Annotated in this window: 17 protein-coding genes; 12 read left to right on the top strand and 5 right to left on the bottom strand. The window is 40.8% G+C overall.

The genetic code is table 11. From position 1 onward, the window contains the following. Window positions 1–62: 62 nt before the first annotated feature. Complete coding sequence (locus FVA69_RS10940) at window positions 63–599, top strand: metallophosphoesterase family protein (protein ID WP_109912229.1); 537 nt, start codon at window positions 63–65, stop codon at window positions 597–599. Here FVA69_RS10940 and FVA69_RS10935 read toward each other — a convergent pair. The 3 genes from FVA69_RS10935 to FVA69_RS10925 form a co-directional block, all read right to left on the bottom strand. Continuing rightward, window positions 596–1,225 carry a helix-turn-helix transcriptional regulator gene (locus tag FVA69_RS10935; protein ID WP_164528829.1) on the bottom strand — a complete coding sequence of 210 codons (630 nt, stop codon included), beginning with the start codon at window positions 1,223–1,225 and terminating at the stop codon, window positions 596–598. The two genes, FVA69_RS10940 and FVA69_RS10935, sit on opposite strands and share 4 nt — an antisense overlap. A 98-nt stretch (window positions 1,226–1,323) precedes the next feature. Beyond that, on the bottom strand, window positions 1,324–2,289 hold the full coding sequence (locus tag FVA69_RS10930) for a threo-3-hydroxy-L-aspartate ammonia-lyase (protein WP_004910908.1): 966 nt from the start codon (window positions 2,287–2,289) through the stop codon (window positions 1,324–1,326). Between the two features lie 27 nt (window positions 2,290–2,316). Further along, complete coding sequence (locus FVA69_RS10925) at window positions 2,317–2,706, bottom strand: RidA family protein (RefSeq protein WP_109912231.1); 390 nt, start codon at window positions 2,704–2,706, stop codon at window positions 2,317–2,319. Window positions 2,707–3,155: 449 nt separating this feature from the next. On the opposite strand from FVA69_RS10925, the gene FVA69_RS10920 reads away from it, so the two are divergent. The 5 genes from FVA69_RS10920 (at window position 3,156) to FVA69_RS10900 (ending at window position 13,779) form a co-directional block, all read left to right on the top strand. After that, a complete protein-coding gene (locus tag FVA69_RS10920; protein ID WP_238789225.1) occupies window positions 3,156–6,800 on the top strand; it encodes a DUF4132 domain-containing protein in 3,645 nt (1,214 codons plus the stop codon). Between the two features lie 24 nt (window positions 6,801–6,824). After that, window positions 6,825–7,934 carry an ATP-binding protein gene (locus tag FVA69_RS10915; RefSeq protein ID WP_115167236.1) on the top strand — a complete coding sequence of 370 codons (1,110 nt, stop codon included), beginning with the start codon at window positions 6,825–6,827 and terminating at the stop codon, window positions 7,932–7,934. A gap of 105 nt (window positions 7,935–8,039) precedes the next feature. Next, on the top strand, window positions 8,040–10,586 hold the full coding sequence (locus FVA69_RS10910; RefSeq protein WP_164528828.1) for a DUF5682 family protein: 2,547 nt from the start codon (window positions 8,040–8,042) through the stop codon (window positions 10,584–10,586). Continuing rightward, a complete protein-coding gene (locus FVA69_RS10905) occupies window positions 10,586–11,740 on the top strand; it encodes a VWA domain-containing protein (RefSeq protein WP_109912235.1) in 1,155 nt (384 codons plus the stop codon). The genes FVA69_RS10910 and FVA69_RS10905 overlap by 1 nt, the downstream gene beginning before the upstream one ends. Then, window positions 11,737–13,779 carry an SWIM zinc finger family protein gene (locus tag FVA69_RS10900; protein WP_164528827.1) on the top strand — a complete coding sequence of 681 codons (2,043 nt, stop codon included), beginning with the start codon at window positions 11,737–11,739 and terminating at the stop codon, window positions 13,777–13,779. The genes FVA69_RS10905 and FVA69_RS10900 overlap by 4 nt, the downstream gene beginning before the upstream one ends. A 46-nt stretch (window positions 13,780–13,825) precedes the next feature. Here FVA69_RS10900 and FVA69_RS10895 read toward each other — a convergent pair whose 3' ends face one another. Further along, on the bottom strand, window positions 13,826–14,317 hold the full coding sequence (locus tag FVA69_RS10895; RefSeq protein ID WP_109912237.1) for a MarR family winged helix-turn-helix transcriptional regulator: 492 nt from the start codon (window positions 14,315–14,317) through the stop codon (window positions 13,826–13,828). An 84-nt stretch (window positions 14,318–14,401) separates the two neighbouring features. Here FVA69_RS10895 and FVA69_RS10890 point away from each other — a divergent pair, with 84 nt between their 5' ends. The 3 genes from FVA69_RS10890 (at window position 14,402) to FVA69_RS10880 (ending at window position 17,230) form a co-directional block, all read left to right on the top strand. Beyond that, window positions 14,402–15,274, top strand: coding sequence for an EamA family transporter (locus FVA69_RS10890; RefSeq protein ID WP_004910918.1), 873 nt, complete (start codon window positions 14,402–14,404; stop codon window positions 15,272–15,274). 100 nt (window positions 15,275–15,374) lie between these two features. Next, on the top strand, window positions 15,375–16,010 hold the full coding sequence (gene alkB / locus FVA69_RS10885; protein WP_109912238.1) for a DNA oxidative demethylase AlkB: 636 nt from the start codon (window positions 15,375–15,377) through the stop codon (window positions 16,008–16,010). 194 nt (window positions 16,011–16,204) lie between these two features. After that, complete coding sequence (locus tag FVA69_RS10880; RefSeq protein ID WP_164528826.1) at window positions 16,205–17,230, top strand: threonine aldolase family protein; 1,026 nt, start codon at window positions 16,205–16,207, stop codon at window positions 17,228–17,230. A 149-nt stretch (window positions 17,231–17,379) separates the two neighbouring features. Here the strand turns inward: FVA69_RS10880 and FVA69_RS10875 are convergent, their stop codons facing one another. Beyond that, entirely contained in the window at window positions 17,380–17,967 is a 588-nt protein-coding gene (locus FVA69_RS10875) for a TetR/AcrR family transcriptional regulator (protein ID WP_109912240.1), read from the bottom strand. Window positions 17,968–18,078: 111 nt separating this feature from the next. Here FVA69_RS10875 and FVA69_RS10870 point away from each other — a divergent pair, with 111 nt between their 5' ends. The 3 genes from FVA69_RS10870 to FVA69_RS10860 all read left to right on the top strand — a co-directional run bounded on the left by FVA69_RS10870 (window position 18,079) and on the right by FVA69_RS10860 (window position 20,452). Continuing rightward, window positions 18,079–19,296 carry an MFS transporter gene (locus FVA69_RS10870; RefSeq protein WP_109912241.1) on the top strand — a complete coding sequence of 406 codons (1,218 nt, stop codon included), beginning with the start codon at window positions 18,079–18,081 and terminating at the stop codon, window positions 19,294–19,296. A 64-nt stretch (window positions 19,297–19,360) separates the two neighbouring features. Continuing rightward, complete coding sequence (locus FVA69_RS10865; RefSeq protein ID WP_164528825.1) at window positions 19,361–19,852, top strand: GNAT family N-acetyltransferase; 492 nt, start codon at window positions 19,361–19,363, stop codon at window positions 19,850–19,852. 135 nt (window positions 19,853–19,987) lie between these two features. Beyond that, window positions 19,988–20,452: a YaiI/YqxD family protein gene (locus tag FVA69_RS10860; RefSeq protein WP_004910930.1), complete on the top strand. Its 465-nt coding sequence runs from the start codon at window positions 19,988–19,990 to the stop codon at window positions 20,450–20,452. The last annotated feature ends 2 nt before the right edge of the window (window positions 20,453–20,454 follow it).

Below are 20,454 nucleotides of genomic sequence, written 5' to 3'. Positions count from 1 at the left end.
ATAAATAGTAAGCAAATGGTTTGCTTGAGTAGAATTATTATTAATATATTTTTAGGTTTTATATGATTTACTTTATTTCAGATACCCATTTTTGCCATTCAAATATTATTAACCTATGTGACCGACCGTTCAAGAGTATCAGTCACATGAATGATACGTTGATTCATAACTGGAATGCGTATGTTACTGAGCATGATGAGATCTACATACTCGGTGATTTTTTATACAAGGGGAATGGCGCGGATGCGAATAAAATATTACGTCGCTTAGCAGGGAAAAAATATTTGATCCGCGGCAATCATGATAAATTTTTGGACGACCCTGAATTTGACCAATCGTTGTTTGAATGGGTTAAAAGCTATTATGAGTTGGAATATCAAAAACAAAAATTAGTGTTATTCCATTACCCAATATTAGAATGGCAAGGCTTCTTCCGTGATGCAATTCATTTATACGGCCATGTTCATAATTCAGGGAAAGACCCAGAGCAGTTTAAGCGCTTAGCGGTGTTAGGGCCCCGAGCGATTAATGTCGGCGTGGATGTAAATGATTTTTTCCCCATCAGCATTAAACAGATATTAAAAAAAGCCAATCGTTAACTGTCTTTTTTCGCATACAAATAAACCGAGGCTCTTGATATTCCTAAGTGCTGAGCCACTGTTTCCATAGATTTTTTGATATCTAACAGGCCTTCATTGCGTAGCACTTCAATTAAGTTTTTTCTTTCGTCTACTTTCAATGTGCGTGGTGTCGCAGCTAAGGTGGCTGCATATTGGTCAATACGCATGCGAATGGCTTCTGCACCATTAGGCTCAATATGCTCTTTTATTGGGCTATTACCCACGTCAATAAATTGCGATAACATACTTTGCATACTTCTAAATAATGTCATATCCAGATTTAAGCACAATGCGGCAATGTATTGTCCTGACTCATCTTTAATACCAATCGAAGTGCTTTTTACTGGGCGCCCATCAGAAAATTGGTTGGCATAATTAGCAATAATATTCGGAAAATCTGCAGATTCAATTCTTGCATGGCCGAGTTCGGTAGTAGGTTCACCAACTTGGCGACCAGATAAGTTATTATGAATAGAAAGGATCGAGTGTTCCGGATTTTTAAGGTCGTGTACCACCACTTCACAAAAAGGGGCAAATGTTTCACTAAGACCTTTCGCAATAATTTCAACTTGAGCCAGTATTGAATTATCTTTTTGACCTGACATGCTGTTTCCCTTCATCCATCAATTGCTAATCCCTAATTTTAACCTATTTTTAGTATTGCTAATAGATGAAGGGCGGTGTTCATTATGAAACTAATTACTTATAAAACTAATTGTGCAAAGTGCTGAATATCAACATTACCACCGCTGACAATGACCCCCACGCGCTTACCTTGGAATTGTTCTTTGTGGGCAAGGGCAGCAGCATAGGACAAGCAACCTGTCGGCTCAACGATAATTTTCATGCGTTCAGCATAAAATTTCATGCGGTCAATAAGTTGCTCGTCGGTTACAGTGAAAATATCATCAACCTTGTTTTTGATAACAGCAAAGGTGTAGTTACCTAGATGTTGGGTTTGCGCACCGTCTGCGATGGTTTTTGGCGTATCAATGTGCACAATTTCCCCTCGATGAAATGATTGTTGCGCATCATTGCCGGCTAAAGGCTCAACCCCATAAATTTGGCAGTTAGGTGATAATTTTCTGGTAGCAATGGCACACCCTGAAAGTAGGCCTCCGCCACCTAAGCAAACAAATAGGGCATCCAATTCACCCACTTCTTCAATCAGTTCTTTGGCTGCGGTACCTTGGCCAGCGATGATATCAGGGTGGTCATAAGGAGGAATAATCGTTAACTCTTGTTGAGTAGCGAGTTGTTGGCAAAGCACTTCTCTGTCTTCTTTATAGCGATCAAAGCGGATAACGGTGGCACCGTAACCCTGTGTAGCAGCCACTTTCACCGCAGGTGCGTCATTGGGCATAAGAATAGTGGCAGGAATATGCAAAAGTTGCGCTGCTAAAGCGATACCTTGTGCATGGTTACCGGAAGAAAATGCAATAACGCCCGCTTTTTTCTGCTCGGGGCTTAACAAACTCAACGCATTAAAGGCTCCTCGAAATTTAAACGCCCCCATACGCTGAAAGTTTTCACATTTAAAAAACAGTTCGCCCCCAAATTCTTTATTTGCGGTGGTTGAGGTGAGAACAGGGGTTTTATGTGCAAAACCCGCAATACGTTGTGCTGCTGCGTCTACATCTTGATAAGTCGGTAATATTAATCCTGACATGATATAACCCCAATGAATAATAAGTAATTAAGCAGACATCGCAATCGCTTCAATTTCTAATGCTGCACCAAAATGAAGTTCAGCAACGCCTGCGACAGCACGAGCTGGGCGGTGATCGCCTATCCAACTAGCATAAATCTGGTTGAATAACGGCCAATTTTCCATATCTGTTATATAAACTCGAACTTGAACCAAATGAGCTTTGCTACAATTAACAGCATCTAAGCATGCTTGTAAATTAGCAAGCACAAGCGTGGCTTGCTCTTGGAATGCTACGTCAGTCATCGCATTGCCTAACTTATCAACGGGTAATTGCCCTGAGATAAAAACCAATCCATTAGCAGTAACACAGTGTGAATAATGCCCTTTTGGAGCAATGAGTATCGGTGCATTCACACATTCAATAAGTTGACTCATATCTGCCTCACCATGCACAAAATACGTTGACTAGATTTTTAGTCTAATATTAGATTTAGTGTTTAGTCAACGTTTTCTTCGCGAATAAATTTGATGTAAATAGCAATAAACTGTTATCAGAATTATCGTCAACATAATAAAAAGAAAAATATAGGTATAAGGCAGTTAATTAAATAATTTATTGGGTAAAGTTTAATTATAAAGAGTAAACCTATAGCTATATCCCTATAGGCAGAATTTAAAATCGCAAGACGGGTTAAATGATATATCTTAATTAAAAACGATTAAGAATAATCAAATTGTGACGATATGATTAAAATGATAAGAAGTTGTTATATAAATACTTTTAGGGATGTCAGATGGCAAAGTTCACATTTAATCTTCTTTCAATTTTTGGGAAAAAAGAATCACCCGTTGCAGAACAATATTTATAAGAAGCGCTTTTACCTTTGTCTGTCTTAGATGAAGAACTACCTAAAACCGTTTTAGAGTATGTATTAGATGGAAAATCGCCAGAAGTATTGGTTCAATTAAGCCAATTGGATAACGAAAAAGCGGTTATTTTGCTCGATAAACCCGGTACCGTAGATTGGTGGTGGGGAGGAAATAGCTTTAATTCGAGCCAATATAATAAATTAATTCGCCAAGGGGCAAATGCAAGACATAAACTATATTCGAAAGTGGGCGATGGGATTACTTCATCGCAAATTGCCCGTTTTGCAAAAGTATTAGCGGCGGCGTGCCAAGATATTAACATCAAAGTATTAACACCTGAATTACCATCGTGGGTAAGTTATTTAATGGGCGATGCCTTTGCAAAAACCTATGATAATTCGCGGGATACTAAGTTAGAACACCGTAAACATTGGCATTTTGACCTACTAACTGAAATCATCGAACAAGAGACAGATAAACCGGCTAACACTATTTTATATATCATTTTCGATCGTCATCATTTATCTGATTACCATTATGATAACTTAAATCGGTTATTTGCCATTCCAGGATTCAAAGCGTATTTAATCGCAGAACAAGCATTTATTAAGCAGACGTTAGTGAATAATTTATCTGCTGCAGGGCAAATTCAGTTAATCAACACACTGAAGAAAGACGTTGAGCTTTATACGCTTTTTGCTGATGTATTAGTTTCTTTTGCTACTAGTTCGTTAAAAACCGTGCGTGCAGCCGCGGAACCCACAATGGCAATTTTACCTGCACAATCGGTTACGCAACACTTAACTCAAATTTTAACTGGAGGTACGCCAAAACAGCGTACCCAAGCAGCAGATTTGTTTGCCCGTATAGGCGAACACAGAGAGATATTAGCAGCGGCATTGACAACGGAAACCAATAAAACCGTACTGAAAAGTATTGAAAGTGCAATTTCGAGATTTTCAGTCATGGATACCGCCAGCCAAGTTGAAGAGACTGAGTTACCTGAGTTTATTGAATTAGAAGATACACCGCTGCCTGAAAGTGCAAAAGATATCTTAGTTAATAATTTCAATGAAATGCTGCAAAAAGCCAAGGAAAATGCAGAAAGTGAAATTGAAGAAAACAAAAAACAGAAGCACAGCTACAATTGGGCACAGCGACATTATAAAGAATTCCAAAAACTCAATGCGCAAGCCTGCTGTAAGGTGATTGATAAGCTGAATTCAGGTAAGGAAATTATTACTGACCATGAATATAGCGTGGTGAAATTTAAAGAACGTATTACTAACTTGCCCGAATATACCTTATTCCATGCATTACGTCTGATCAGCCATAACCGAACAAATGAGGAACATTTATCCCATTACCATCTTACACGGGAAGTTCCACCGCGAATTCTTGGGCAAATTGAATTGCGTCAGCTAGAAAAAACGTTAACACAATGTCATTTTAAAAACGCAACACGGTTGATTGCAGACCTTTGTTTACGCTCATATGCTAATGGGTTAGCAATTTTTAACCAGCCAGTACAAGTTTGGCCGTTTTTCATTCAATACCCAGATTTTATTGCAGAAGCATTAGGTTTAATTCCTCAACAAGAAACGCAGCGTTATTATCAAGAATATGATGCGGCGAGTGGAATTGATGTCCTTGCAATGTTACCGACCATTCCAGCACGTTTTATTCCACGTATTATGGAGTTGGCTCTTGGGGAAAATAAAACCCACCGCCTGAGTGCACAAAAATTACTAGAGACATTACCAAATATTCACCTCAACGCGGCAGAAGGGTTAGATTCAGGCAAACAAGAAATTCGTGTCACCGCAATTGAATGGTTGGCTCGTTTGAAAAATCCAGAGTCATTAAAACCACTCTATGCCTTATTAAAGAAAGAAAAACGGGAAGTTGTACGGGCGGCCTTGTTAACTGCACTGGAACAATTTGGTGAGGATATTTCAGGTTATCTTGCGCCTAAAGTGTTATTAGCTGAAGCGCAAAAAGGGCTAAAAGCGAAAGCGCCTGCCAGTATGGCATGGTTTAATCTCGATTCTTTGCCGGCATTAACTTGGCAAAATAATAAACCCGTAGAAGCCGATATTATTCGCTGGTGGGTGGTTCTGGCCGTTAAATTAAAAATGCCAGCGGGTAATGGATTACTTCAACGTTATATTGGTTTACTTTCGATAGATAGCCAAAAGAAATTAGGTAGTTTTATTTTAAATAGTTTTATCGGGCAAGATATTGCTGGGCCGTCATTAGAAATGGCAATGGCAGAAGCAGAACGTGATGCCCCAAAACGCTTAGCTAATTATCAAGATTGGGTGAAACGCTGGCCTGAATATTATAGTCAGTATGAAAACTATACTTTAGAGCAGACGTTTAATGAGATAAAAAATGAAGTTCTGCGCCGCTATTTAGGCTCCGCTATTAGTGATAAAGGAATGTTAGCGCTGATTTGTGGTATTGAAGGGCACCTTGCCGTAACCACATTGCGCAACTATATGCGTGATCATTACCAACGTCGCGCACAAATTGAAGCCATGATTGATGCGGTGGCGACAAGCAATGACCCTCTGATTATTCAATTATTATTGTCACTTTCTCGCCGTTATCGTACCGCGTCAGTTCAAGAAAAAGCGCGCGGACTTGTTGCTCAAATTGCTGAACGTAATGGTTGGAGCGCGGATGAACTTGCAGATAGAACAATACCGACTGCCGGAATGGATGAAACAGGTATTTTGGCACTTGAATATGGTGACCGTACGTTTACTGCGAAGCTGGACGCACAGCAAAAATTAGTCTTATTTAATCCAGAAGGCAAAGAAATCAAAGCATTACCCGCTGCACGTAAAACCGATAACGAAGAATTGGCTAAAGAATCTAAAAAGCTATTCACTGCGAGTAAAAAAGAACTCAAGCAAGTCATTGAACTGCAAACGGCTCGTTTATATGAAGCGATGTGCGCAGAGCGCCTTTGGACAACCGCAGATTGGCAGGAATATATCCAAGCGCACCCGGTGATGCGTGGCCTTATCGAAAAATTAGTTTGGATAGAAACGAAAGAGAACAATATCCTGAATGTGTTTCGTCCATCGGATGATGGCAGTTTATTAAATTTAGATGATGACGAAGTGACGTTATCTGCTGACTCTTACATCAAATTAGCCCATGCTGCATTGGTCAGTGAAGATGAGCGAAAAGCGTGGATAACGCACTTTAAAGATTACAAAGTGAAATTTTTATTTTCACAAATGGAACATAAAATCCCTGCTCTGGATCTGAAATTAACTGGAATTGAAGATCGTAAAGGGTGGTTAACCGACACCTATACCTTGCGTGGCGTCTTGACAAAAATGGGTTATCAACGCGGGCAAGCAGAAGACGGTGGGAGTTTTACCCATTATGCAAAACACTTTGCCAGTTTAGGTTTTTATGTCTATATCGAATTTAGTGGCAGCTATGTGCCAGAGGAAAATATTCCAGCGGTCTTGTTTTCATTAAGCTTCGAAAAATCACAACAAAGCTCATGGAACCGCAGCTATATCGAGTTAAAAGATATCCCACCTATTTTATTAGCTGAAAGCTATGCGGATTATTTAAAAGTTGCGGATGCGTGTGCAGGTTTTGATCCTGAGTGGGAAAAGAAAACACCTTGGTAAGTGGGTTTAACGTAGGATTTTAGAATGACTAAAAGTAAAACAATAGAAGGGAATATTCTGCGTGAAAGCGCAGAAATTCGTTTTGCCGATGAATTGGCGCGTTTAACCGAAGCAGATAAACAGAACCCGAAACCACAAGGGTGGTTGCGCTCACCTCGTGCTGTTAGGCAATTTATCTTAGGTGATGAATCACTCAATATTTCTGCAAAATTTTTTGGTGATGATGCTTTAGTTGACCGTGCAATTGTGACGTTATTAGGTAAACAAGGGTTAATGTTAGTCGGGGAGCCTGGGACGGCAAAATCCATGTTATCGGAGTTATTAGCCGCTGCAATTAGTGGTGATTCAGGTTTAACCATTCAAGGAACCGCGGGCACAACTGAAGATCATATTAAATATTCATGGAATTATGCATTGCTATTAGCTGAAGGCCCAACAGAGAAAGCATTGGTTAGCTCGCCGTTATACCAAGGTATGCAAGAGGGGAAAATTGTTCGTTTTGAAGAGATCACGCGCTGTCCTCCTGAAATTCAAGATGTGCTGGTTAGCTTGATGTCAGAAAAGCAAATGATGATCCCTGAAATGAAAGACAATGCACGGATCAGCGCGAAACAAGGGTTTAATTTAATTGGTACAGCAAACTTGCGTGATCGTGGCGTTCATGAAATGTCATCAGCGTTAAAACGTCGATTTAATTTTGAAACGGTACGGCCTATCCAAGATCCCGCATTTGAAATTGAGCTGATCAATAAGCAACTAACCGCAGAGTTAGCTGACCTCAATGGCCAAGTAACCATCCCAAGCAACGTGATCGAGCTGTTGGTCACCACGTTCCAAGAATTGCGTTCAGGAAATACCAAAGATGGGGGCAGCATTAAAACGCCAGACGCGGTGATGTCGACAGCTGAAGCCGTTAATATTGCTTATGCATGTGCGCTTGAAGCCCATTACTTAGGTGATGGCACACTCAATGCAGGAGCAGTTGCACGCCAGCTTATTGGTGTGGTTTTAAAAGATAACGCAGATGATATCAAACGGATGCGTTATTACATTGACAATGTCGCGAGAGAAAGGGCGAAACATAGCCAAGAGTGGAAAGCTTTTTTTGATGCTTCGAGGGCATATTGGCAATAAAGTTTCATAACAAGGTAGAGCCACTATGGTTCTACCAACCCCTCGTCATGATGATTGAATTAGTACAAGGCCATTTAAGACGAATAACCCTTAGGGAAATCAGCGGTGAGCTTGCTATCTATACCTTTACCAAAACGCATTGAAAATGCATTACACGACAGGCAACAACTTGAATCAGCCGGTATCTACTTTGCACCTATTCGGCATCATAGCCCCGCATGTGCATACAGCACGTTGTCGTTGATTGAACAAATCGAACCTGACTATGTTTTAATCGAGGGACCCGATAGTTTTAATGGGCTACTGGCGAGCTTATTACATCATGATACCCAGCCACCTGTCGCTATTATGGCACAAACAGAAGTAAAACCCGCACAAGTAGGAGATAAAAGTGACGTTGTCACTCGATCTGCTTATTTTCCTTTCTGTGAATATTCCCCTGAATGGCAGGCTTTACAAATCGGCCAACAACACCAAGCCCAGTTGCGTTTCATTGACTTACCATGGACAGCGCAAGTTAATGAAGACGAAGCCAATGAGTTGCAATCTCAAAGTTTGCAGAAAGAACGCTACTTAGCCCATAGCCTATTTATTAGCCAGCTTGCGAAAAAAAGTGGTTGCCGTGACCATGATGAATTATGGGAGCAAATTTTTGAATTACGGGCGATTGAACAACTCGCGGATTGGCAGACATTTTTCATGGATAGCTTTATTTGGTGTGCATTGGCACGGCTTGATTATGAGCCCCAAGTCCTTGAAGCAGAAGGCTCTATACAGCGTGAGCGCTATATGCAAGCGCATATCCAGACCATTAAAGCCCAGCACCCACAAGCTAAAATTGTGGTGGTGACGGGAGGATTCCATACCCTTGCGCTTCTTGAAGGGTTAGAAGAGACTCGCAATCAACAATTTAAGCTTTCTGTAGCACAACAAAAAGCGTTTATTCAACAACAAAAATTGGGTGAACAAGACAAGGCTTGGTTTATTCGCTATAGCTATGACAAACTTGATGCATTAAATGGCTATGCATCCGGCATGCCTTCTCCTGCATTTTACCAACAATCATGGTTGTCATTATTGCAGCAACGCCAAGCACAGTTGACAGGCGATAACCAGCCTACGCAGGCTTATCGAAACCGTTTAGGTGTTGCCTATCTTTCTAAAGTTGCGAATATCTTACGTGAAAGGCAATTTGAAGCGGCTCCCGGGTTTTTATCGGTTAAACTGGCTGCAGAGCAAAGCATTCGCCTTGCCGTCTTTCGTGGGCATGCAGGCCCTGGGCGTTATGACCTGTTGGATGGGTTACAAAGCGTTTTTATCAAAGGTAGCTTAGATGAAAGCCAAATTGAACTTTGGCAGGAAATAAAAACCTGCTTTTCCGGCTTTTTACTCGGAAAAATTCCCAAAGGGACCGCAACACCTCCGTTAGTCACTGAAACTTATGAAATAGCAAAAAGCTTTCGTTTCAAACTTGATGATACTTTAAGTAAGGTGAGCCGCTTAGATGTTTATCGTAACCAACAACATCGTGCGCGCAGCCGATTTCTGCATTTACTAGCATTTCTTGATATCCATTTTGCTAAGCTGCTCTCTGGGCCAAACTTTTTGTCGGGTAACCAAATGGATTTATTATTTGAAGAATGGCAATACGCATGGACGCCTAATGTTGAGGGGGAATTGATTGCATTATCGGAAAAAGGAACGCAATTAAAAGCTATCGCGCTAGCCCGTTTGTTTGAAATGGAAAAAAACCTAGAACAACAAGGGGTTAGTCGCTCAAGCCAAAGTGCGGTTGCACTCCTTATGCAAGCCGCGTTAATTGGGTTACATCAACGGATGCCCGCATTATTTTCTTTGTTGGATGGTTATATTCAGCAGGATACAAAGTTTGAATCATTGATTGCTTGTGGTCATAAACTGGTTCATCTTTGGAGGGGGCGTCAATTCTTTGATATTGAAGATAATTTTGCTATCGAAGCGCGTTTAGATGCCTTATTACAACAAGCATTTTATTGTTTTGCTCAAATTACACAAGGGGATGAACAGCAGCAAGAGCCTCATTTTTCAGCATTACTTTCTTGCCGTGAATTAATCACTTTTATGCCTGAAATTAATAACAGCCATGACTACACCAATGATTTTTATCAGGCATTAGGCCGTTGTGAAGGTCAGTTAAATCAGACACCGCTTTTAAAAGGCGCAGTGGATGCTTTGCGTTACCTTGGGGCGAAAATTGATGAAACCGTCCTGACAGATGAAATTAGGCGCGCGTTCAGCACAGGCAGTGATCCTGAAATGGCAATTGGCTATTTTATCGGTGTGATGCGAACAGCACCAGAGTTAGTCTTACGCATACCATTATTAATTGATATGTTAAATCAGTTGCTTAGTGAATGGGATGAAGGGCGTTTTATTCAGGTGTTACCTGATTTACGGTTTGCGTTTAGCCAGTTAACGCCTAAACAAAATGCACAAATGGCACAATATGTGGCACAAGACTTGGCGATTGAGGCAAAAGAACTCACATTGCACCAGACAGAATTTAATGAACAACAGATGATGGAAGTGATTCAACTCGAACAACAATTACAGAGCCAGCTGATTGAACTAGGGTTACAGGATTGGTTTGCTCGTGCTCAGGATGACAAATAATGAGTCAGAAAAATACGACATTAACCCCTGAACAACTTCAATTGGCTAAGCGCTGGCGCTTAGTCCTCGGGCAATATGCCGATAACGCGCTGGGCCAAGCCACCTTTAGTGCTGAAGAGTTGAAAATAGAACGTTCTTTGGATTTTTTATATCGCCGAGAATACCAACGTCGAGGCTTAAAACAAGAAGCTGGACGCCACGGCTCCTTAGATGCTTCTCAATTAACGGCGGTTAACTGGTTAAATCAAGCACGTAAATTATTTCCTAATAGTACTTTTGAGCGGATGCAATCCCAAGCGTTAGAACGTTATGAGATCAGTAGCTTACTAAAGGATCCACAGGCGCTCAATGCCATGGAACCGACAAAATCCCTCGCTAAAGCCTTGTTAAGCTTACGCGGGAAAATGAATGAAGAAACCCGTGATGCCGTTAAAAATATTATACGTAAAGTAGTTGATGATATTTTAAGTCAAATGCGTAACCAATTTCGTCACGCATTAACAGGGCGGCGTAACCGTTTTCAACGTTCACTGATCCCAAACAGCCGTAATTTTGATTGGCGAGGGACTATCGCTGCCAATTTGAAGAATTACGATAAGCAAAATCAACGGTTAGTTATCAAAACACCCCATTTTAATTCTCGTCAGCAACAGCATTTACCATGGGATGTGATCTTGTGTGTGGACCAAAGCGGCTCGATGGCGAGCTCTATTATGTATGCCGCGGTGTGTGCGAGTATATTAGCGGCATTGCCGACAGTGCGTGTCTCTTTAGTGATTTTTGATACTCAAGTGGTAGATTTAAGCCATCTTGCGCATGATCCCGTTGAAGTGTTAATGACAGTGCAACTGGGCGGCGGAACAGATATCGCTAAAGCCATGCAATATTGCGAAAGCTTAATACGTAACCCAAAACGTACCGTGATTAGCTTAATTAGTGATTTTGAAGAGGGTGGCGCGCTGAATCATTTACTCAATTGCACACAGCGTTTACATAGCCAACAAGTGAAATTATTAGGTTTAGCTGCGTTGGATGACGAGGCACTCCCTGTTTATGACCCTGAAATTGCCCAAAAACTCGCAGATAGAGGGATGCATGTTGCAGCATTAACACCGGAGCATTTTGCGCAATGGTTAGCAGAGGTCATGCAATGAGCTGGAAAAACAGTTACCTACAGTATGACGACGACGCATTAGTCGTATTAGCGAATGTGGGGTTACTCAGGCGTGCACGCAAAGATGTTGAAAACCAAAAGGTTAATCCAACGGACTTAAACCTTGGGACATTCACGAGTGATGGGCAATGTGTCTCTTTAGATGCGCAAGGGATCCAAAAAGCCACTTGCGATTGCCCAGCAACGGGATGCTGTAAACACATTTTGGCAGCAGTTTTATGGGTTCAATCGAATACAGCCGCAGAAATGACTTTAGCAGAGCCGGTAGCTAGTGAAACGGTGTTGAGTGAATTATTAGCATTATTACCAGAAGACCTAATCAAACAAACATCGAAACCTGATATTCGTTTAGCGTTGAGATTTATGCAGGAATGGCAAGATAAAGAGCTGGTTTATGAAGCACATTCTAGCCAGTTAAAAATTATCCTACCAGAATATGATGAGCCAATTATTTATATGCGAGGTAGTGGTTTGCAGGGCATGATTTCATCAATACCTGAAAAACAAAAAAGTGCAGTTCATCTCGCTATTATTGCAAAACTAATGTTTCAGCATGGCCAACAGTGGCAATGGCCAGAGGAGATAACCGTAGGTCAAACTCATCAACAAGAGCTGACCCAAGACGATAAAATGGTGATGGGTTCAGTTGAGCAATTCATTCAGGATATGTTACGACAAGGACTATCACATATTAGCCAAAGCAGTGCTAGCCAGTTGCAATTACTAAATATGTCAGCACGTGCGGAAGGGTTGCCTCGCTTAGCCAATTATATGAAACGCCTTAGCCAGCAAGTTAAACGCTTAGCCGATAAACATTTTACGATGGATGAAGGGCAAGTTTTACGGTTAATTGCTGAAATATCTGCTTATGTGTATCAATTATCAACAGCCAATGAACATCAGCTTATGGCACTCAAAGGGTTACAAAGACGGCAGTATACCGACCAACCCATAGAGTTTGATTTGCTGCCTATCGATGCGAATTGGTGGAAAACAGATAGCGGTGCGATCGGTGCTACATTGAGTTTTTGGGATCAACAAAATAAAAAAATTATTCAATGCACACAGGGGCGTGGAAATAGCCTTGACCGGACGTTTAACCGACAAAATGTTTGGCAAACCTTGGCGTTATGGAAACATACCGCAGTAAGTTTGATGAAAAGCCCCTTTAAATTGCATTTACCAAGGTTATCAGAGGAAGGGAAATTATCAGCTAGCGGTGAAAGCTATGCAGTTAGCTGCAAAGAAAAAGGATTAACAACTGATGATTACCTTAATATCAAAGCTGAATTCGGTTATACCGACTGGCAATCAGCGGCTAACGAATTACCGACATTTATACAAGAGAATAGGTTTTCGCCCATTTTATTGCATATTACTGATTATGAGCCGCTCTATTGGGATGAAACCGAACAATGTGTATTGTGGACGGTGATTGATTCACAAAAAAACAGGGCGTTTTTACGGCTAAATTGGCAAGGAAGTGATGACCATAAAATTGAGGAATTGCGTTTTATTACAAAGCAGCAATGGCCAATTTGTGCTGTGACGGTGCAGGTGAGCCATTCACAAGAAGTGCTTCAATTAATCCCCAAAACATTATGGTTAAAAAAAGAACATGGTATTGAGCTGTTCTATTTAGATTTTGAAAGTACACCGCGTAAGAAACAACGTTCTGGTTTTTTTAATAAAATTATCGAATATATGGTGAAAAAACAGCAAAAAAACCAAGTTTTTGTACCTGAATTAACGTTGGCTAGTCAGCTTGTTCGGCCGCTACTTTCGGTATTAGAAACTCAAGCATGTACAGGAAGGCAGCGTTTATCTCAGACTCAACAAGATGAAATAGCGTATGTCGTTAGAACACTTGAAGATTTGGGGGCGCTTTGGTTGGCTAATCAGTTCAAACCTTTGGTGGCTTCCGGCGCTATACAACCCCAATTACTTTTACAATTAGTTTATTTATGTGACCATTTTGAACGGTTACAAATGCCATTACCTTTTCAATTTAGCCAATAACATGAGGGGAGGTATTCCCCCATGTTATGTTCAACACAACGTATTATTATTCATTAGATTCAAATGACGCTAAGAATGTCCGTAATAACTGGTTCAACGCATGTTGCTCTTGTTGAGACAAGTTAGCGACGAGGCGAGCCTGGTTTTGTGTGTGTGCTTCAATAAGTTGGTTGATTAACGTTAACCCTTCGGGAGTTAATGAAACCAAAAAGCCGCGGCCGTCATCAGGGTTAGTATGGCGGCTGACTAACCCCGCTTTTTCCAATTGGTCTATTCGGTTGGTCATTGTCCCTGATGTGACCATCAACGTTGATAACATTTCTCCCGGGCTCAGTGTATAGGGAGCACCCGCACGCCGCAAAGTCGCAAGTACATCAAAGCTTGAACGGTTAAGGCCAAATTGAGCGAAGACCTTTTCCATTTCCCGAGTTAAGTGGAACGCGACATTACCTAGCCGGCCAATTAACCCCATTGGGCTAATATCGAGGTCAGGGCGCTCTCTTTCCCACTGTTGAGTGATTTTATCTATTCTATCCATAGGCAAATAATGGCGGTTATTTATCTTGACGTCAAGGTAAAATACACATATCTTGACGTCAAGATAAATTAAGAGAATAGAAATATGAATCGTATAACGGTTTTAGGGTTGACAGCATTAGCACCAATTGTGTGGGGAAGCACATATCTAGTGACAACAGAGATGTTACCCGCAGGGATACCATTAACATTGGCGGTATTACGCGCGTTACCTGCAGGATTACTATTGATACTTGTGTTACGAAAACTCCCCGAAGGCATTTGGTGGTTGCGGGTAGTGGTATTAGGTGTTTTAAACTTTTCTTTATTTTGGTGGCTATTGTTTATTGCTGCGTATCGCTTACCTGGTGGTGTCGCCGCAACGGTTGGCGCTGTACAGCCATTAATTGTGCTATTTTTAAGCCGCTGGCTGTTAAATAACCGTTTATCTGCGGTATCCATTATGGCATCAATAGCAGGGGTATTCGGGGTAGCTATATTGCTCTTAACACCGAATGCCGCCTTAGACCCTTTAGGTATTATTGCTGGGTTAGCAGGGGCATTTTCAATGGCTGCGGGGACGGTTTTGAGTCGCCGGTGGCAGCCACCAGTCAGTGCTTTAACCTTTACTTCATGGCAATTAACCGCGGGAGGATTAGTATTATTACCGTTTGCCATTATATTTGAGCCGGCTTTACCAACGTTAAGTTCACTAAATTTAATTGGTTTAGGGTATCTCACGCTTATTGGCGGTGCATTAACTTACGCCTTATGGTTCCGCGGACTGGCAATATTAGGTCCAAGTTCAGTGGCGTCACTGGGTTTTTTAAGCCCCGTGAGTGCGGTGGTTTTGGGATGGTTTTATCTCAATCAACAGCTTAGTACCTTGCAATTTATCGGCATGGTTGTCATTTTACTCAGTGTGTGGGCGAGTCAGCGAGCGGAAACAAGAAAAGTCACTCTAGCTTATCAACGTTAAAGTTAACCCTGTAGGTTGCTCATTGAATGTGATGAGCAACTTTTTTTCCTGTGTTAACATTCATTAGAGCATTCACTCAGACTATTAAACAGTGGCTAATATGTTATTTCCTGATGAAGATAATACCGTACAAATTGCACCAGAGGCTTTTTTACTCAAAGGGTTTCTACTGGGGCAAACTGATGCATTATTGCAGTCATTAAACAACATTATTGCAGCTAACCCCTTAAGACATATGACGACACCAAATGGCTACTCAATGTCTGCCGCAATGACTAACTGCGGTGACTGGGGTTGGGTAACTGATGAAAAGGGATATCGCTATAGTCAGCGTGACCCTGTCACTAATGAGCCTTGGCAACCCATACCAATTTCCTTTGTTCAATTGGCCACTTCTGCAGCGAGCACTGCTGGCTTTGATCATTTTATCCCTGATGCTTGCTTGATTAACCGCTATGCCGTTGGTGCTGCGATGGCATTGCACCAAGACAAAGACGAAACTGATTTTACTCAGCCGATTGTCTCTTTTTCTTTAGGGTTACCCACAACATTTGATTTTGGTGGAGTAACTCGAGATGCGCCCAAAGTTGCTATTTATATAGAGCATGGCGATGTTTTGGTATGGGGAGGCCAGTCACGATTAAATTACCATGGGGTGCGTCGAGTTAAATCAGGTGTGCACCCGCTGTTAGGCCCGTATCGATATAACTTGACGTTTAGGCATTCTCAACCCTGAATTCACCTTTTACAGTATGCCAATTTATCAATGAAATAGACTATGAATGACTTAATATTTAATTTCAGCAACTTAAATAATATTAATCGTTAACTTTGGTATTTATATAGCAAAAATATCATTGAATAATGAATTGGAACCCCCTATAAATAATGGCTATAAATTAATATAACTAGTTATTGATAGGTAAGTGAATGTATAGCTTTTTAAATGATTATAACGAAATAGCTCATCCGGCAGTTATGCAAGTCCTAAATGATTTATCAGGGAAACGTTTCAAAGGTTATGGCACTGATGAGATTTGTCGTCGTGTAGCAGATAAAATTAGATTAAGAATTGGCCAGCCTAATGCGGAAATTCATTTTTTTAATGGCGGTACAATCACTAATCTAACCACGATTTCCCATGTTTTACGACCACACCAAGCGGTTATCACTGTAGACAGCGGGCATATCGCAGTTCATGAAACAGGGGCGATTGAAGCAACCGGCCATAAAGTTATTACTGTTGATTCACTATCAGGCAAATTAGCGCCAGAACATATCATCAAAGTACTGTCTGAGCATAATGATGAACATACTGTCCAACCTAAGCTTGTTTATATTAGTAATTCAACTGAAATTGGCACCGTTTACCGTAAAGAAGAGTTAGTTGCATTACGCGAGGTTTGTGATGCTCATAACTTACTGCTATTTATGGATGGCGCTCGCTTATCTTCAGGTTTAATGTCGAAATATAGTGATTTAACGATTGAAGATGTTGCGCAGTTAACTGATATTTTTTATATCGGTGGAACGAAAATTGGTGCATTAACCGGGGAGATATTGGTGATTGTAAACCCAGCACTGCAATCTGATTTTCGTTTTAGTATTAAACAAAAAGGTGGGTTACAAGCCAAAGGTTGGCTGCTTGCTGCCCAGTTTGAGCCGCTGTTTAATAATGATTTGTATTTTAAATTGGGGCGTCATCTTAATGAGATGGCTTCACAATTAGCTTCATTTTTTGCCGAAAAGGGATTTCAGTTTCTTGCGCCCGTTGAATCAAACCAAGTTTTTGTTATTTTCCCAGATGCACTGGCGAATGAATTATTAGGGCATTATCAATTAAGTCAAATATGTAAACCGACACCAGAGACCACCTGTATTCGTTTTTGTACCTCGTGGTCAACAACTCAGCAAGATGTCGATAAATTAAAACAGACTTTCCAAGCTCTACTTTAGATAATTCATTAACCCAATAAATATTTCCTATTTTTTGCCTATATTTATTGGGTTTTATTTATCATGGTGGCGGTATATTGAGGATTTTACTGAGCAATTATATTGTTGGTACTGATACAATATCCGTGCCAGCGAAAGGTAACACAGAGCTAATCTTTCGTGAGTAATAGCCCTGATAACAACATATCTATGGCATCGACACTTTTCTTTAGTCGCTGTTGACTATCACCTTGCGAGATCCAATAAGCTGCCTCAGCGAGCCCACCATTAATTAAAAAAGCCAATGCATGGGTATCAATACTTTTAATAACGCCATTTTGGACTAGCTGATGAAGCAGGTGTTCAATTTGTTCAGTACACTGTAAGTTTGATTTAGCCAAAAAATCGCCTAAAACGGCTTTTGCGTCACGCAAAATAATTTGTTGATACTCCGGTTCTAATGCCATTTCTAAGTAGGCGTGACAACGCTGACAAAAACTATTCCATAGGTCTTCAGTATGGAGAGTAATTGCTTGTAAACGGGCATTCATTTGTGAGTCAATTTGTTCAACAACGGCAGTAAATAAACCTTGTTTATCACCAAAGTGGTGGTAAAGGGCTCCGCGTGTGAGATTAACGCTTGCTGCTATTTCATCCATTGAGGTTTCTGCATAACCAAGCCGGCTAAAGTGCTCTCGTGCTGTAGTTAATAAATTTGCACGTGTTTCTGCCATTTGAGCTTGCGTTCTTCTTGCCATTAAAAGCCTCTTACATACATAGCGTATAATTATTTACATTCAATGTGTATGATTATATCATGATTATACATACGCAAGGTATGTATAATTAAATTTCATTTTGGAGCTCATATGATAGGTCGCTATCAGCAGTTATTTCAGGCAAAAGAAAACCAACGTTTTGTGATAGCAGGGTTACTGGCACGTTTATCGTTACCGATGATGGGGATCGGGATCATTACCTTGTTAGCGCAACTAAAAGGAAGCTATACCTTAGCAGGGCTTGTTTCTGCAACTTTTGTCTTAACTTATGCGTTACTATCTCCACAAGTTTCTCGCTTAGTGGATAAATATGGTCAATTTCGCGTCTTGCCAGTGGTGACCGTAATCAGTGTGCTTGGTGTGTTTATTATTATCTTAACTACGTGGTTATCATTACCCGATATCGGCTTATTTATCGGAGCTTTATTAACGGGGGCGATGCCCAGTATGTCTGCCATGGTAAGGGCTAGGTGGACTGCGCTGTATAAAGATCAACCCATACTACAAACAGCCTATTCATTAGAAACCGTATTTGATGATGCCACTTTTATTGTTGGCCCTCCGTTATCTGTCGGGATCACTGTCGCTTTATTTCCTCAAGCAGGTTTACTGGTTGCGGCAATTTTATTAGCCGTGGGAATGGCTTTATTTATTTCACAGCGAAGCACAGAACCCAAAGTTGTGGCGCATGACTCTCTTGTATTGGTGAATAAATCAATTATTTCAATGATTGGCTTGCAGTTGTTGATTGTATTAATGATTGCTTTAGGTGTGATTGTTGGCAGTGTGGATATTTTAAGTGTCACGTTGGCTCAATTACAACAGCAACCAGCGATGGCCAGTTTAGTGTTATCGGCCTATGCGATCGGTTCATGTGCGATGGGGCTTGTATTTGGCGGATTAACCTTTAACACACCGTTATCACGTTTATTATTCCTCAGTGGCTTAATGACGTTTCTTTCTATTGTGCCAATGTGGTGGGTGGTAGGTGTTTATTCTTTGTCTGTGGTGGTGTTTATTTCAGGATTGTTCTTTGCACCGACGATGATTATTGCAATGACATTAGTTGAGAGAATTGTTCCACGGAATAAATTAACAGAAGGAATGACATGGTTACTCGCAGGGTTAAATATTGGCGTTGCGATTGGTGCGATGCTAACGGGCAAAATGGTGGATACCTATGGTCCTTATGCAGGTTATGCCGTCGCAATCTCTGGTGGAGTTTTAGTTTTCATTTCAACATGGCTGAGCTACTTACGGGATAAAACACAACAAAAAATGGCAGTTGAATGTGAGGAATACCATTAAAAACAACGAGAAAATAAACCATGTAGTGATAAAATCATAAAAAATAATTTAATGAGGTAATTTCATGCATTCTCCAGTCTTTCGCACTGCCACACTTGATGATGTTGACGCCTGTTATGCGATTGAAATCGAATCCTATGAAGGGGATGAAGCGGCAACAAAAGAAAAAATAGCAACACGAGTTCAGCAATATCCAGACGGTTTTTTATGTATGGAATTAGCCGGGGAAGTCGTTGGTTTTATTAATTCGGGTTGTGCATGGGATGTTGTGATGTCGGATGAAGAGTTTAAAGAACTCATTGGGCATGACCCACAAGCACCAAATGTCGTTATTATGTCAGTAGTAGTACATCCCAAGTATCAAGGTAAAGGCTATTCATCTTTACTGATGAAAAGGTTTATCAATGTCATGAAGGAGATGAATAAAAAAACGATTCATCTTATGTGCAAAGAACGCCATATTGACCTGTATAAGCATTTTGGCTACCAATATGTTAAACCGTCAGAATCTGACCATGGCGGAATGACGTGGCATGAAATGGTTATGAAACTGTAAACCTATTTTCTCAAGCCCACTATTTTGAGGCCGTCTGAGTGAGCTTGGGAGTTTTTCCATACGAAGTATCTAACGTGTAATTTTGTTGTCTGATATGATATCTCATCATAGATAATCACCATTTGGGAAGTAATAATGATAATTTGGGTTGATGCGGATGCCTGTCCAAAAGTAATTAAAGAAGTTTTATACCGAGCAGCAGATAGGGAAAAAGTGCAAATAACATTTGTTGCGAACCAACGCTTAACAGTACCTCCATCTCCTTTTTTAAAAACCTTGCAGGTGCCCGCAGGATTTGATGTAGCGGATAATGAAATTGTATTACGAGCTCAAAAAGATGATTTAGTGATCACTGCAGATATCCCATTAGCCGCAGAAGTTATGGAAAAGGGCGCCAATGCATTGAATCCTCGTGGTGAACGCTATAGCGAAGCGACTATTCGTGAACGTCTTAATATTCGTGACTTTATGGATACCATGAGAGCCAGTGGCATCCAAACGGGAGGGCCTGCAAGTCTAAACCAGAAAGACAGGCAACAATTTGCTAATGAGTTAGATAAATGGCTGTTGCAACGTAAGAAATCACTAGCGTCATCATAAGC

It is taken from the genome of Providencia sp. PROV004, from assembly GCF_011045615.1.
GTDB lineage: Bacteria > Pseudomonadota > Gammaproteobacteria > Enterobacterales > Enterobacteriaceae > Providencia > Providencia rettgeri.
The sequence above is the reverse complement of the archived record's forward strand: the minus strand, read 5'-3'. Positions and strand labels throughout refer to the sequence as shown.